The 15,153-nt window shown below is 71.5% G+C and carries 12 protein-coding genes; 3 read left to right on the forward strand and 9 right to left on the reverse strand.

Translation table 11 applies throughout. The features are described from left to right. Positions 1-39 precede the first annotated feature (39 nt). The 5 genes from WMR31_RS18380 to WMR31_RS18400 form a co-directional block, all read right to left on the reverse strand. Positions 40-1,860 carry an AMP-dependent synthetase/ligase gene (locus WMR31_RS18380; protein ID WP_340540343.1) on the reverse strand — a complete coding sequence of 607 codons (1,821 nt, stop codon included), beginning with the start codon at positions 1,858-1,860 and terminating at the stop codon, positions 40-42. 117 nt (positions 1,861-1,977) lie between these two features. Further along, the gene (locus tag WMR31_RS18385) at positions 1,978-2,883 is read right to left on the reverse strand and encodes an aminoglycoside phosphotransferase family protein (RefSeq protein ID WP_340540344.1); all 906 of its coding nucleotides are present in this window, start codon (positions 2,881-2,883) and stop codon (positions 1,978-1,980) included. Continuing rightward, on the reverse strand, positions 2,880-3,398 hold the full coding sequence (locus WMR31_RS18390) for a GNAT family N-acetyltransferase (protein WP_340540345.1): 519 nt from the start codon (positions 3,396-3,398) through the stop codon (positions 2,880-2,882). Before WMR31_RS18390 ends, WMR31_RS18385 begins: the two co-directional genes overlap by 4 nt. Next, entirely contained in the window at positions 3,395-5,287 is a 1,893-nt protein-coding gene (gene lepA, locus WMR31_RS18395; protein ID WP_340540346.1) for a translation elongation factor 4, read from the reverse strand. Before lepA ends, WMR31_RS18390 begins: the two co-directional genes overlap by 4 nt. Positions 5,288-5,424: 137 nt before the next feature. Then, positions 5,425-7,005, reverse strand: coding sequence for an FMN-binding glutamate synthase family protein (locus tag WMR31_RS18400; protein WP_340540347.1), 1,581 nt, complete (start codon positions 7,003-7,005; stop codon positions 5,425-5,427). Between the two features lie 62 nt (positions 7,006-7,067). Between WMR31_RS18400 and WMR31_RS18405 the strand changes: the two genes are divergently transcribed. Next, positions 7,068-8,030: a phosphotransferase family protein gene (locus WMR31_RS18405; RefSeq protein WP_340540348.1), complete on the forward strand. Its 963-nt coding sequence runs from the start codon at positions 7,068-7,070 to the stop codon at positions 8,028-8,030. A 151-nt stretch (positions 8,031-8,181) separates the two neighbouring features. Continuing rightward, the gene (gene rpsT / locus WMR31_RS18410) at positions 8,182-8,442 is read left to right on the forward strand and encodes a 30S ribosomal protein S20 (protein WP_340540349.1); all 261 of its coding nucleotides are present in this window, start codon (positions 8,182-8,184) and stop codon (positions 8,440-8,442) included. 204 nt (positions 8,443-8,646) lie between these two features. Here the strand turns inward: rpsT and holA are convergent, their stop codons facing one another. The 3 genes from holA to WMR31_RS18425 are packed head-to-tail and all read right to left on the reverse strand — an operon-like array spanning position 8,647 to position 13,112. Continuing rightward, positions 8,647-9,621, reverse strand: coding sequence for a DNA polymerase III subunit delta (gene holA, locus WMR31_RS18415; protein WP_340540350.1), 975 nt, complete (start codon positions 9,619-9,621; stop codon positions 8,647-8,649). A gap of 38 nt (positions 9,622-9,659) precedes the next feature. Continuing rightward, positions 9,660-12,008, reverse strand: coding sequence for a ComEC/Rec2 family competence protein (locus WMR31_RS18420; protein ID WP_340540351.1), 2,349 nt, complete (start codon positions 12,006-12,008; stop codon positions 9,660-9,662). Positions 12,009-12,023: 15 nt separating this feature from the next. Next, positions 12,024-13,112 (reverse strand): helix-hairpin-helix domain-containing protein, encoded by a 1,089-nt coding sequence (locus tag WMR31_RS18425; RefSeq protein WP_340540352.1) that lies wholly within the window; start codon positions 13,110-13,112, stop codon positions 12,024-12,026. 110 nt (positions 13,113-13,222) lie between these two features. Between WMR31_RS18425 and WMR31_RS18430 the strand changes: the two genes are divergently transcribed. Further along, positions 13,223-14,263: an HPP family protein gene (locus WMR31_RS18430; protein ID WP_340540353.1), complete on the forward strand. Its 1,041-nt coding sequence runs from the start codon at positions 13,223-13,225 to the stop codon at positions 14,261-14,263. A gap of 6 nt (positions 14,264-14,269) precedes the next feature. Here WMR31_RS18430 and WMR31_RS18435 read toward each other — a convergent pair whose 3' ends face one another. Continuing rightward, the gene (locus tag WMR31_RS18435; protein ID WP_340540354.1) at positions 14,270-15,151 is read right to left on the reverse strand and encodes a DegV family protein; all 882 of its coding nucleotides are present in this window, start codon (positions 15,149-15,151) and stop codon (positions 14,270-14,272) included. Between the last annotated feature and the right edge of the window lie 2 nt (positions 15,152-15,153).

The raw sequence follows: 15,153 nt of genomic DNA on the forward strand, positions 1-15,153 counted from the left end.
CACCCCGGTCCGGCCGCGTCCGGCCGGACCGAGGTCGGGTCAGGAGTACAGCCCGTCGATCAGCTCGGCGTTGTTGGACTCCACGACGTTGCGCTTGACCTTCATCGACGGGGTGAGCTCACCGGACTCGATGCTGAGGTCCTCCGGCAGGATCTCCCACTTCTTGATGGTCTCCCAGCGGTTGAGGCGCCCGTTGAGCTGGTCGACGTAGTCGCCGACCATCGCGTGCACCTTCTCCGAGCCGACGATCTCGGAGTACTCCTTGCCGGCCATGCCGTTCTCCGCGGCCCAGTCGGCCATGGCGTCGGGATCGAGGGTGATCAAGGCGACGACGTAGTTGCGCTCGTTGCCGAACACCATGAACTGGCTCGCATACGGGCACAGCGCCTTGAACTTCGCCTCGATCGCCGGCGGCGCGATGTACTTGCCGCCCGAGGTCTTGAACAGGTCCTTGATCCGGCCGGTGATGGTGAGGAAGCCGTCCTCGTCGAGGGAGCCCTTGTCGCCGGTGTGCAGCCAACCGTCGGTGTCGAGCGCCTTGGCGGTCTCCTCCGGGTTGTTGTGATAGCCCGCCATGATGTGCGGCCCGCGCAACAGGACCTCGTCGCCCTCGCCGATCTTCACCTCCGCGCCCGGGAGGGCGGGACCCACCGTGCCCATCTTGTAGCGGTCCGGGTGGTTGACCGTGGCTCCGGCGGCATTCTCGGTCATGCCGTAGCCCTCGAGGATCGTGATGCCGGCAGCGTGGAAGAACGCGCCGATCTCGGGGTTGAGGGCAGCCGAGCCGGAGATGAAGAAGCGCACCCGGCCTCCGAAGCGGTCCCGGACCTTGCTGAAGACCAGCTTGTCGAACAGCCCGTGCTGGAGCTTGAGCGGCAGCGGCACCGACCTGCCCTCGAAGCGACGCCGGTCGACCTCCTGCCCGACGACGAAGGCGCGCTTGAAGATCTTCTCCTTCAGCCCGCCCTCGGCGGCCTGCATCGTGACGATCCGGGCGTGCGCCTTCTCGAAGATCCGCGGCGCGGCCCCCATGAAGGTGGGCTTGACGACGCCGAGGTTGTCGACGATCTTGTCGACCCGCCCGTCGACGGCGGTCGCGAAGCCGCACGCCAGTTGGGCCGAGAGCAGCACCTTGCCGAACGAGTGGGCCATCGGGAGCCACAGGAACTGCAGGTCGGTCTCGTCGAGGATGTCCTGGACCTGGATCGAGGAACCCTCGTACACCCAGGTCTTGTGGAGCAGCCGCACGCCCTTGGGGCGTCCGGTGGTGCCGGAGGTGTAGATCAACGTAGCCAGCTGGTCGGCGGGGATCGCGCGCGCGGTCTCCTCGACGACGTCGGGGTGCTCGGCGAGGTAGGCGTCGCCCACCTTCGCCAGGTCGTCCATCGACAAGACGTGGTCGCCGTCGGACGTGCCGTCGAAGGTGATGATCTTGACCAGGTCGGGCAGGCTCGCCTCCTGCTCCCTGATCTTCTCCAGCTGGACGTCGTCCTCGGCGAAGACGAAGCGGCAGCCCGAGTCGCCCAGGATGTAGCCGGTGTCCTCGGAGTTGGTGCTGGGGTAGACGGTCGTGGTGGCTCCGCCCGCACACATGATCGCGAGATCGGCGAGGATCCACTCGTAGCGGGTGCTCGCCGCGATGCCCACCCGCTGCTCGGGCTCCAGGCCGAGGGCCAGCAGGCCGGCGGCGAGTCGGTGGACCATGTCGCCAGTCTCGGCCCAGGTCACCGACTCCCAGGACTCTCCGCGCGGGAACCGGAACGCCTCGTTGTCGGGCGAGGCCGCGACCCGATCGAGGAACTGGACAGCGACGTTCTGCGGCATCGAGTCGATGAACGAGGTGTCGTATCTGACGGGCATGGCTCTCCTGGGCTCGAACGGGTCCGGGCGGCTTGCGACGTAACCTAGATCACTACGCGTACTCACGGGTAGATATACCTGAACCCGTCAAGGTGTGGACCAGCAGGTGCCGACGGGTCAGTCCTGGACCGCCTTGGCGAGAGTGATGCACTGGGTGAGCCAGTCCTCGTCGGTCGCCGGGTCCTCCAGGGTCCACAGTGCGTTGTGGAGCATGCGGACCACCACCCAGTCGCGGGCGCGGTCCTCGTCCAGGCCCGCGGCGTCGATGGTGGCGTGGAACCGGCGCCGCACTCCCCCGCGCACGTCCCCGGCGAGCTCCTCCCAGCGGTTCCACAGCAGCGGCGCCACCTCGTAGTGCGGGTCGCCGTCGAGCGGCTTGGGGTCGATCATCAGCCAGGGCTCGCGGTCGGCGGCGAGCACGTTCTCGTAGTGCAGATCGGTGTGGATCATGGTGCCGAGGCTCGCGGGGTCGTCGACGAAGGCCCGGCCCAGGCTGACGGCCTGCTCGACCAGCCGGTGCGGGAGCGGAGCACTGCGGGGCAGGGCGGCGAGCCGGTCGGTCCAGCGCTCGACGTAGAAGGTCAGCGGGCGCAGCTGGGGCGGAGCGGGCAGATGGATGCGGGCATAGAGGCCGGCGACGATCTCGCACGCCTCCAGGTCCCAGACGTCGGTGAGGTCGGTCGGGTGCAGGCGCTCGAGGAGCAGGAGGCGTCGGGTGGGGTCGGCGCGCAGGAGTCGGACGGCGCCGTCACCGCTGATCCGCTGCAGCGCGAGCGCCTCGTGCTCCTCCTCGTCCTCTCCTGGGAGGCCGGGGCACACGAGCTTGAGTGCCGCGGGGGTGCCGTCGCGATCGCGCACGGGCACCACCAGCGCGGTCCAGCCATGGGTGGGCTGTCCGTCGAGGGTCAGCTCCCATTCGGCCAGCACGTCGTCGACCAGACGGGGCAGGCGGTCGACCCAGGTGGCCCAGGCCGGACCCCGCGCGGCGAAGGCGAGCACGCCCTCGGGCAGCGGCACGCTCACTCGACCGTCTCGATCCAGTGGTCGGGCGGCAGGTCGGGCTTGCCGGGCACCGGTCTCGCTTCCTCGACCCACGCGACTCCTTCGGTACCGAAGGCTGCGGTCGCGACGCGCCGCCAGAACGCTCCGGCGCCCACATTGTCGCGCTGGAAGGCGATCGACCACGGTCCGTCGTGGCGGCCGATCGCATCGAGAGCGAGCTTCGTGCCGAGTCCGCTACGCCGCAGCACCGGGCTGGTCCAGAACGCCAGGATGTGGCGCCGCGGCTCGGTGAGACCCGCCACGATCGCGAAGCCGACCGGCGACTCGCCACCGTGTGGATGCGGCGTCCAGGCGAGGTAGCCCGCGGCGTCCGGACTCGGGAGCGGGTCGAGCCACGCGTGCTGGTAGCGGCCGTCGGCATACGGAAGCCCATGGACGATCGTCGCGAGGTCGTGCCGGAAGAGCTGCCACAGCCACGCGACGACGTCCCACTGATCCTCGGCCACCGGCCGGACGTCGAGGGGCGTGCAGGTCACTTCTTGGGCTTCTCCGCGCCCCCGCCGCCGGTGGAGAGCGCGGCGACGAACGCCTCCTGGGGGACCTCGACGCGGCCGACCATCTTCATCCGCTTCTTGCCCTCCTTCTGCTTCTCCAGCAGCTTGCGCTTGCGGGTGATGTCGCCGCCATAGCACTTGGCGAGCACGTCCTTGCGGATCGCTCGGATGTTCTCCCGGGCGATGACCCGCGCGCCGATCGCGGCCTGGATCGGCACCTCGAACTGCTGACGCGGGATCAGGTCCTTGAGCTTGCCGGCCATCATCACGCCATAGGCATAGGCGGCGTCCTTGTGGACGATCGCGCTGAAGGCGTCGACCGGCTCGCCCTGCAGCAGGATGTCGACCTTGACCAGGTCGGCGGCCTGCTCACCGGAGCGCTCGTAGTCGAGGGAGGCGTAGCCCTTGGTGCGCGACTTCAGCTGGTCGAAGAAGTCGAAGACGATCTCGCCCATCGGCAGGACGTAGCGCATCTCGACGCGGTCCTCCGACAGGTAGTCCATGCCCTGGAGGCTGCCGCGCTTGGTCTGGCAGAGCTCCATGATGGTGCCGATGTAGTCGGCCGGGCTGAGGATCGTCGCCTTGACGATGGGCTCACGGACCTCGGCGATCTTCATCTCCGGGAACTCGCTGGGGTTGGTGACCTCGATCTCGGTGCCGTCCTCGAGGAGCACCTCGTAGACGACGTTCGGGGCGGTGGAGATCAGGTCGAGGTTGAACTCGCGCTCGAGCCGGTCGCGAGTGATCTCCATGTGCAGCAGGCCGAGGAAGCCCACGCGGAAGCCGAAGCCGAGTGCGCCCGACGTCTCGGGCTCGTAGGTGAGGGCGGCGTCGTTGAGCTGGAGCTTCTCCAGCGCCTCGCGCAGGTCGCCGAACTGGTCGCCGTCGATCGGGTAGAGACCGGCGTAGACCATCGGGTTGGGGTGCTTGTAGCCGCCGAGCGGCTCGGTGGCGCCGTGGTGCTGGGTGGTGACGGTGTCCCCGACGCGCGACTGCCGCACGTCCTTCACTCCGGTGATGAGGTAGCCGACCTCGCCGACGCCGAGCTCTCCGGCCTTGACCTGCTCGGGGCTGATCACGCCGATCTCGAGCATCTCGTGGGTGGCGTTGGTCGACATCATCTTGATCCGGTCGCGGTGGCTGAGCTTGCCGTCGACCACGCGGACGTAGGTGACCACACCGCGGTAGGTGTCGTAGACCGAGTCGAAGATCAGCGCACGAGCCGGCTTGTCGGCCTCGCCGACCGGCGGCGGCGTCTCGCCGACGATGTGGTCGAGGAGGGCCTCCACGCCGGCGCCGGTCTTGGCGCTGACCCGCAGGACGTCCTCGGGCTCGCAGCCGACGAGTCCGGCGAGCTCGGCGGCGTACTTCTCTGGGTTGGCGCTGGGCAGGTCGATCTTGTTGAGCACCGGGATGATGTGGAGGTCGGCGCCCATCGCGAGATAGAGGTTCGCCAGGGTCTGCGCCTCGATGCCCTGGGCCGCGTCGACCAGCAGCACGGCGGCCTCGCACGCCTCCAACGACCGCGACACCTCGTAGGTGAAGTCGACGTGGCCAGGGGTGTCGATCATGTTGAGCACGTAGGTACCGGGCTCGGCGACCTGCTCCTCGCCGTCCGCCGCCGGCTGCACGGTCCACGGCATCCGCACGGCCTGGCTCTTGATCGTGATCCCGCGCTCGCGCTCGATGTCCATCCGGTCGAGGTACTGAGCCCGGGCGGCCCGCTCGTCGACCACTCCGGTCAGTTGCAGCATCCGGTCGGCCAGGGTCGACTTCCCGTGGTCGATGTGGGCGATGATGCAGAAGTTGCGGATGATCGCGGGGTCGGTGTGACCCGGCTTCGGCGCGGCGGCAGACACGGTGGCAGACATGGCACCGCCATTCTCCCCGACTCCCCCGCGCCGCACGAATTGGTTCGCCCCGGGGCGGGATAGTCCCGGCCGTTTAGGCCCTTTTCACGGCGGCCAGGGGGCCCAAACGGCCGGGACTATCGCCTCAGGAGCCTTGGTCAGGGGGTGAAGCGGTCGGGGTCGGCGGCATCCCAGTCGGCGCGCCAGGACGGCGGCGCGGACTCGAGCAGGCGGCCGGGCGTGAGGTAGTCGAACATCTCGGCGTAGGACGAGATGGTGTCGTGGCTGACCCGACGACGCAGCATCCGGGGGTGCAGGTCGGCGAAGGAGTGCAGGCCCATCGAGGCCACGACGGTCATGGCCGAGGCGATCACCTCGCGCTGGTAGTTGGTCACCCGCTGGGTCTTGGAGGCGACGTCGAGGGCACGCGCCCGCTTGGGGTCCTGGGTCGCGACGCCGACCGGGCAGGTGTTGGTGTGGCAGGTCTGCGCCTGGATGCAGCCGACCGCCATCATCATCGCCCGCGCGGCCATGGTGAAGTCGGCGCCCTGGACGACCCGCTTCACGACGTCGACGCCGGTGGCGACCTTGCCCGACGCGCCGACCTTGACGGCCTCCCGCAGACCGACCCCGACCAGCGCGTTGTCGACGGTCATCAGCGCCTCGGTGAGCGGCATCCCCACATGGTCGGAGAACTCCATCGGCGCCGCGCCGGTGCCGCCCTCGGCGCCGTCGACGATGACGAAGTCGGGCGCGGTCCCCTCCTCGACCATGGCCTTGCAGATCGCCAGGAAGTCGACGCGCGAGCCCAGGCACAGCTTGAAGCCGACCGGCTTGCCGCCGGCGAGGTCGCGCAGCCGGTCGAGGAAGCCGATCAGCTCCCGCGGCGTCGAGAAAGCCTGGTGGTAGGGCGGCGAGACGACCGTCTGCCCCACCGGTACGTCCCGGGTCTCGGCGATCTCCTGGGTCACCTTGGCGCCGGGGAGCACGCCGCCCAGGCCGGGCTTGGCGCCCTGGCTGAGCTTGACGCTCACCATCTTCACCTGCGGATCGGCGACCTTGGTGGCGAACTTCTCGGCGTCGAAGCCGCCCTCGGGGGTGCGGCAGCCGAAGTAGCCCGAGCCGATCTCCCAGACCAGGTCGCCGCCATGACGGTGGTACGGGCTGATCGCGCCCTCGCCGGAGTCGTGGGCGAACCCTCCGGCGGCAGCACCCTGGTTGAGCGCGCGGATCGCGTTGCCGCTCAGCGCCCCGAAGCTCATCGCGCTCACGTTCAGCAGCGCCATGTCGTAGGGCTGGGTGCACCGCGGTCCGCCGATCCGCACCCGCGGGGGCTCCGGCATCGGGTCGACCGGCCGCGTCGAGTGCACGAGGTACTCGTAGCCCACGGCGTACAGGTCGCGCTCGGTGCCGAACGGCTGCTCGTCCTGGTGACCCTTGGAGCGCTGATAGATCGAGGAGCGGGTGTTGCGGTCGTAGGGCCGGCCGTCGAAGTTGCGCTCGATGAAGTACTGCTGGAGCTCGGGACGGATCTCCTCCATCAGGAACCGGATGTGCCCGATCACCGGATAGTTGCGCAGGATCGAGTGCTTGCGCTGCACGAGGTCGTAGACGCCGACGGCGAGCAGCAGCACCGCGACCGCCAGCAGCAGGAACCAGCCCGGGCCCCCGAGCGTCGCCGCCAGAGTCGCCATCGCCCCGACGAACAGAAGCGTCCCGAGGACGTAGAAGCGCAGCACGCTCAGGTTCTACACCAGAACCGGGTCGCCGTCCTCGCGCCGCATCGGCGAGGATCGACGCCGTGATCCCGCCTCGTCCCTATCCGGTGCCCGTCGGCCGCACGAGCAGACGCCTCGAGTGGGCGCACCTGCCTCCCGCCGTCCGCGCCGCGATCGAGCGCCGGATCGGCACGCCGGTCACCGAAGCCCGCTCCCAGACCTCGGGATTCACCCCCGGGTTCGCCTCGGTGCTCCTCGGCGCCGACGGCACCCGCCACTTCGTCAAGGCAGCCTCGACCAAGGCCCAGCGGATGTTCGCCGACTCCTATCGCGAGGAGGCCCGCAAGCTGGCGAGCCTCCCGCCGGAGGTTCCGGCGCCGCGCCTGCGGTGGACGCTCGACGTCGAGGACTGGTTCGCGATCGGCATCGAGCATGTAGAGGGACGGGCGCCTCGGCGACCCTGGACCCAGGAGGACCTCGACCTCGCGCTCGACATGCTCGCGGTGACGGGCGAGGCCACGACACCGGCCCCGGACGGCCTGCGGCTGAACACCTTCGCCGACGAGCTCGCGTCGTGGCCGGCCTACTGGGACTACCTGCGCGCCACGTTCGTGCTCCCCCACGGCGACGAGGCGGCCGCGCTCGCGGCGGGCTTCGCCGACGTCGTCCACGGCACGACGATGGTGCACACCGACGTGCGCGACGACAACATCCTGATCACCCCCGAGGGCCGCGCGCTGCTGTGCGACTGGAACTGGCCGGTGGTCGGTGCCCCCTGGCTCGACTCGCTCCTGCTCCTGATCGGCCCGTGCGGAGACGGCCTCGACGTCGAGGCGGTGATCGCGCAGCACCCGTCCTTCGCCGGCGTGCCCGCCGAGTCGATCGACCGCGTGCTCGCGCTGGTGATCGGCTACTTCCTCAAGTCGGGAGACGACCCGGTGCCGCCGACCTCGCCCCACATCCGCGACCACCAGCGCTGGCAGGGCGACGTCGTCTGGGACTGGCTGTGCCACCGCCGGGGCTGGGAGACCGGCGAGCCGGCCTGAGCGGCGTCGGTCGGCGATTTCGGCCCTCGTCGTCCCACTGGTAACTTGGTCCGTCGCGTGTTCCGCCGTTCCGGCGCGCCCGCGCACCAGACTTTGTAGCACCAGTCAGACATCCACATCAGCACTAGGCATCGAGGCGAAGGCACCCCCTGTGGCGAACATCAAGAGCCAGATCAAGCGGAACAAGCAGAACCTGAAGCGTCACGAGCGCAACAAGGCCGTCAAGACCGGCCTGAAGACCGCGATCCGCAAGTTCCGTGAGGCCGCCGAGTCCGGCAACAAGGACGAGGCGATCACCCTCGGCCGCGAGGCGAACCGGCAGCTCGACAAGGCCGCCTCCAAGGGCGTCATCCACAAGAACCAGGCCGCCAACCGCAAGTCGGCGATCTCGAAGAAGGCCGCCTCTCTCTGAGGCCCGCCGCACGCGGCGCCGTCCCCTTGCGGGGGCCGGCGCCTTTCGTGCGTTTTCGGCCGCACGTCGCAGGTCGGCGGGAGGGCAGGTCGGCGTGGCGGGATTTCCCCGGTCGACCGGGGAAGTCTGAACTTGGGGGCCGATATCCCGCCCGTCAGGTTCAGGTTTCGGCCGCCCAGTCGTGCAGCGGCGGACCTGGTGGGGTCAGGTCTGATCCCGTAGCCCGGCGACGGTGAGGACGAGCCGCTCCAGCGCGTACGACGCATCGCTGGCCGCGCCCTTGATGTCGGCGTCCGCCTGGGCGACGGCGCGGATGGCGCGGGCCAGACCGGCCTCCGACCAGCCCTGGGACTGCCCGCGCAGGGTCTTCAGCTTCCACGGCGGGACGCCGACCTCACGGGCCAGGTCGCCTTCGCGCATCCCGCGGGGCGCGCCGCGGTAGCGGGCCAGTCCTCGGGCGCTGCCGGCGAAGGCGGAGGTGACCAGCACCGCCGGAGTGCCGTTGTCCAGGGCCCAGCGCAGCTCCTCGAGCGCCTGCTCGCGGCGTCCGGAGAACGCATGGTCGGCGACCGCGAACGACTTCGCCTCGGCACGACCACCGAAGTAGCGCGCCACCTTGTCGGCGGTGAGCCGCTCGCCGTGGAAGTCGTCGGTGAGCTGGTGGGCGGCCGAGGCGAGCGAGCGCAGGTCCTGCCCGACGGCCTCGACCAGCGCCCGGGCGGCGTCGTTGTCGATCGCCGCCCCTCGGCGGCGCACCTCCGCGGTGACGAAGCCCGGGAACTCCGAGGCCTTCGGCTCCTCGGACTTCACCTCGGTGACCGCGGCCAGCTTGCGGAGCTTGGTGAGGGTGCCGCTGCCCTTGGCCCCGCCGCCGTGCACGAGCACGAGCGCGACGTCCTCGACCGGAGCGCCTGCGTAGTCGAGCAGTCCCGCGACCGACTCGTCGGGCAGATTCTCCAGCCCGCGGACCACCACGCATCGCGTCGCGGAGAACAACGACGGCGCCGACAGCTCGCCCAGGGTCGCGAGGGTGAGGTCGGCCGCCACCGTCTCGGACAGCTCGGCCTCGGCGTCGTGGGAGCGAACCAGCTCGCGGACGGTCTGCACGGTGCGCTCGTTGAGGAACTCCTCCTTGCCGGTGACCAGGGTGACCCGGCCGAGGACCTCTCCTGCGCGCATGAGTGCACCCTGACACATCCCGCCGACACCGGCCGCTGCTACTCCCCTCCGTCGTGCTGGGTGAGTAGTCGGGGGCCGTCGGGCCCGGCGACCACCAGTACGTCGCCGTCGCGGTCGGTGCGCGCCAGGCGGGCACCGGCGGCAGCCAGGGCATCGAGGAGCGAGGGGGCCGGGTGCCCGTAGTCGTTGTCCGCGCCGACCGAGACCAGCGCGAGCGAGGCCTGCAGCGAGGTGAGCCACTCGACGTCTTGGAAGCGGCTCCCGTGGTGCGGCACCTTGAGGACGTCGACGGTGAGGCCCGGGTAGGCCCGCTGGAGCGCGAGCTGCCCGGGCGGCTCGAGATCGCCGGTGAGCAGGATCCGAAGCCCCGCCACCTCGGCGAGCAGCACGACGCTGGCCTCGTTGGCGGTGCTGCCGTCGCCCGGTCCGTAGCTCGCCGGCGACTGCTCCGGCCACAGCGGCTGCAGCGTGACCGGACCGATCTGACGCGCGGTCGCCGGCGAGACGAGCGGCTGCAGGCCCACCGCTCCCGCCTCGGCCATGACCGCGCGGACCGACTCCGGGGGGTCGAGCAGGGACGTCGTCCAGATCTCCCCCACCGGACGTCCCAGGACGCCGGGCAGCCCGTCGACGTGGTCGGCGTGGAAGTGGGTGAGGACGACCAGCGGGACGCTCTGGATCTCCAGCCGGTCCAGGCAACGGTCGACCGCGCTCGGGTCAGGCCCGGCGTCGATGACGATCGCGCTGTGCTCGGCGACCCGCAGCGCCAGCGCATCGCCCTGCCCGACGTCGCACATCGCGAGCACCCAGTCCGGTGGCGGCCATCCGGGCGTCGGCAACGGGACCGTGACCACCATGGTCGCGAGCGCGGTGGCCGGCACCGTGCGCCACGGCGAGCGGAGCAGCCACGGCGCCGCGGCGGCGACCGCCGCACACACGGCGGTCAACAGAGCGAGAGACACCGCCCCCGAGCCCCAGTCGAGTGCCGCCACCGGCAGGTCCGCGCCGTGCCTGGCCACCGCGACGATCCAGCCGACGCACCACGCGGCGCCGGTGCCGAGGACGGCGCCCAGCGGCGCGGAGACCAGGCCGACCAGGCCGCCGGCGAGTCCGAGCACCGTCGCAGGGCCCACGACCGGTCCGACGAGCAGGTTGGCGGCGACCGCGACCAGGCTCACCTGGCCCGAGAGGCCCGCGACCACCGGCGTACACGCCACCTGCGCGGCCGCCGGCACGACGATCGCCTCGGCGAGCCAGCGCGGCAGCCAGCGTGCCAGCGCATCGCGCCACCCCGGAGCCAGGACGACGATGCCGGCCGTCGCCAGCACCGACAGCGCGAACCCGGCCGACGTCGCGAGGCCAGGTTCGAGCAGCAGGAGCACGATGGCGGCCACCGCCAGCCCGCGAAAGGCCCGGCGTCGGCTGCCAGCGGCCATCGCCATCAGCCCGACGGTGCCCATCGCGGCGGCTCGCAGCACGCTCGGCTCGGTGCGCGCGAGCAGGACGAATCCCACGATGCCGAGGACGGCGACCAGGCCGAGCCAGCGTCCACGCACCCGGCACCACCGGGCTATGACGAGCAGGAAGCCCACCACCAGTGTCAGGTTCGTGCCGGAGACCGCGGTCAGATGAGTGAGCCCGCAAGTGCGGAAGTCGGCCGCCAGGTCGTCGCTGAGCGCCGCGTCGTCGCCGTCGACCAAGGCCGGCACCAGCGCTCGCTGATCCGCGGGGCGACCCGCCACCGCCTCGCGGATCGAGGCCCGCACGGCACCGGCGCCGCGCCACCACACGTCGGGGCCGCGGACCACGCGCGGGGTCGTGGCCCCCAGGAGCACACCGGCCAGATCCCCGCTTTCGGCGGGAGACAGTCGCCCGCCGGCGCTGACCACCGCGCCGAGCTCGACGTCGCCCCAGTCCTGATCCCCCAGCACCAGTGCCGGGACGTTGACGCCGTGACGCCAGCCTCGTCCGACCACCTCATGGACCGTGACCCGCACGGCGAAGCCGTCGGCGAAGGCGCCCTTGACCGGTCGCGGATCGGCGGTGACCACCGCGAGGACCTCGACCGCAGCCCTCTCCTTCGCCAGGGCCGCGACCGGACTGGTCGTGATCGCCTCGGTGCGCAGCAACGCCGAGCCCAGAACCGCGAGCGCCATCAGGGCGCCTGTCGTGACGGTGATCAACGGCCGGGCCGAGTGCCCCAGGACCCGGACGGTCACCCCTACCGATACGGCGACGGCGAGGACCACCGCAACGGCGACCCCCGGCCGCACGCCCCCGGCCAGCAGACCACCACCCCATGCGGCGGCCGCGAGCAGAGGCGCGCGCAGGTCCGCAGGGGCGGACTCGGCCCGCCCTCGGGCCTCCGCCTCGTCGATCTCCGGCACGTCGTCACGTCACCCTCACACCGTGACCAGTGGGGTGAGGGTCGCGAGGGTGGCCTCGCCGATGCCGCTGACCTCGAGCAGCTCGGTGACCGCGGTGAACCCGCCGTGCTCCTCGCGCCACGCGATGATCGCGGCCGCCGTGACCGGCCCGACGTCGGGAAGGGTCTCCAGCAGAGCCTGGTCGGCGAGGTTCAGGTCTACCAGCGCGGCCGGAGCGGTCGAGCCGGGCGCACCCGTGGTGCTGCTCGATCCCGGGAGCGGGCTGGCCGGGTCCGGCGAGGCGCCGATCCCGACGACAATCTGCTCGCCGTCGACGAGCACCCGAGCGAGGTTCAGCGAGCTCAGATCGACCGACGGCCGCGCGCCACCGGCCTTCTCCAGCGCATCGACCACGCGGGCGCCGGAGGCTAGGACCACGATGCCCGGACGCCGCACCTTCCCGGCCACATCGACGGTGACGGTCTTGCCCGAGGGTCCCGTGGCGTCCGGACTCGTGGACGACGGTGCGGCCGAGGCCATCTCTGACTGCGGCGCGGCGACGACAGGCGGCTGCTCACCCGACGGTCCGGTGACGGGCACCGGGGGGTCGGGGTCGTCGCGGATCACCTGCCAGGCCGTGATGCTCAGCGCGACCGCGACCAGCAGGGCGACGACGCCGAGTCCGGCCGGTGAGATCCGCACGCGACCACGCAGCGTCTCCGGCACCAAGGCTGCCGCGGAGATTCGCCGTCGGGCCGCGTGCCGGCCCGGCTCTCGCACTCGCACAGGCGCGGGCGCGGGCGCACGCGGCATCGGCACCTCCGCGCCGAGCCGATCGCGGCCGGGCAGCGTCGGCGCCGCCGGCGCGGGCTCCGGCGCCGGCTCCGGCACGTCGGGGACGGCGTGCAGGGGCGCCCGCGCCTGAGCGACGCGGGTGTGCTCACGCCACCACTCCTCGCCAGCGGCCGCCGGAAGCTCGGTACCGGCGGTGTCGGCGGCGTCGGCGGCGTCGCGTCCCGCGGCGAACTGCTCGGCGAGGTGGGCCAGCCGGCTCGAGACGAGAGCCTGGCGCTGGCGCTCCTCAGACAGACGCGGGGTCACACGCGGGCGACGGATCGAGGGCATGCCCCGACGCTAGGAGTTCCGGCCGGTCCGCGGGGCGGCCGAACGACGTCCTGTGGATAACTCGCTCGATGCCGTACCTGTGGACGAACGGGCTACTAGGGTGGGCCGGCGTGACCCGCTACCCCCACATCGACGTGGTCCGCGCCGGGCTCGGGGCGCTCATCGGCATCGTGGTGGCCGGTGCGGCGGCGCGGGTGATCCCCGGCGGTCCGGAGTCGCTGCCGTACATCATCGCCCCGATGGGGGCCAGCGCGGTGCTGCTCTTCGCGGTGCCTGCCAGCCCGCTCGCGCAACCATGGCCGGTACTCGGCGGAAACCTGATCTCCACCGCGATCGGGCTCGGAGCCTATGCACTCCTCGGGGACCCCTTGGTCGCCGCCGCGGTGGGGGTCGGGGTCGCGATCCCGACCATGATGCTCCTCGGCTGCCTCCATCCGCCCGGCGGCGCGTGCGCGCTGCTCGCCGCCACGGCCACCCCTGCCATCGACGAGCAGGGGCTCGCCTTCATCGCCTTGCCGGTGGCGGTCAACACCGTCGCCCTCGTGCTGGTCGCCATCGCGGTCAACAACCTCACCGGACGCCGCTACCCCCACCATCCCCCCAAGCCCTCACCGACGCCGGGCGCCTCGGAGAGGCTCGGCGTGCAGACCAGCGACGTCGAGGAGGCGATGCGCCGCTCCGGTCAGGGCCTCGACATCCTGCCCGCCGATGTCGTCGCCCTCGTCCGCGACGCCGAGACGCATGCACTGGACCGGCGCCTGGGCTCGCTCAAGGTCTCGCGGATCATGAGCACCGACGTCGCCTCGGTCCTGCCGTTCGAGTCGATCTACCGTGCCCGTGCCCTGATCGTGCAGCGCCACGTGAAGTCGCTGCCCGTCGTCGACGACGAGCGTCACGTGATCGGCATCGTCTCGATCACCGACCTGTTCACCCGCGACCTGGTCGAGCTCGAGCCGGTGGAGTCGATGATGACCACGCCGGTGGTCACCCTCGAGGAGAACGCGCCCGTCGCCGAGCTGGTGGGACTGATGACCGACAGCGGCTACCGGCACCTGCCGATCGTCGACGACGACGACCGGCTGGTCGGCATGGTCACCCGCGGTGAACTGGTCGCGGTGCTCAACCGAGCCCTGCTCGGCGAGCGGCTCTGACGAGCCTCATCTCAGGATCGGCGCCACCGAGGCCGCGATCATGCCGGGCCCGACATGCGCCCCCAGGACCGCGCCGATCTCGGTGCACCACACCTCGCGGCCGTCGAGCTGCTCGGCGAGGCGCTCGGCGAGCTGGTCGGCGAGCTGACCGGCACGCTCGGGGCTGGCCAGGTGCGCCACGCACACCTCGACCGGGCCCTCGGCCTCCTCCGCGGCCGCCACCGCGAGATCGCCGAGCCGTGCCAGAGCGCGTCCCGACGTCCGCACCCGCTCCAGCGAGGAGACGACGCCGTCCTCGATGGTGAGGAGCGGCTTGACGGCCAAGGCGCCGCCGAGCAGAGCCGCCGCGGCGCCGATCCGGCCGCCGCGGCGCAGGTACTCCAGCGTGTCGACGTAGAAGTACGACGAGCTCGCGGCCGCACGGGCCGCAGCCGCCTCAGCCGCCTCGGCCGCCGAGCCACCCGCGTCCGCGACGTCGGCGGCGCTCAGGGCGGCGTATCCGGTGGCGACCCCCACCTGCCGGGTGTCGACGCACTCGACCCGAAGGCCCTCGTTGCGCGCCTGGCGGGCGGCGAGCTGGGCGGACTCGAAGGTGCCGCTCATCTCGCCCGACAGGTGCACCGACACGACCTCCTCGGCGCCCGCGGCCGCCGCGGCACGGTAGGTCTCCAGGAACACCGCCGGCGCCGGCCGCGAGGTGCTGACCGGCCGGAACTCCTTCAGCGCCTCGGCCAGCCGCTCCGGGGTCGCCTCGGCCGAGCCCTCGTCGTAGGCGTCGGCTCCGATCACGACCTGGAGCGGCACCACCGTGAGGCCACGCTCGGCGGCCAGCTCGGGGTCGAGACTGGCCGTGGAGTCCGTGACGACGGCGACGGACGGCGCGGGCATGT

Origin of the sequence: Nocardioides epinepheli (genome assembly GCF_037936805.1) — a bacterium.
GTDB lineage: Bacteria > Actinomycetota > Actinomycetes > Propionibacteriales > Nocardioidaceae > Nocardioides.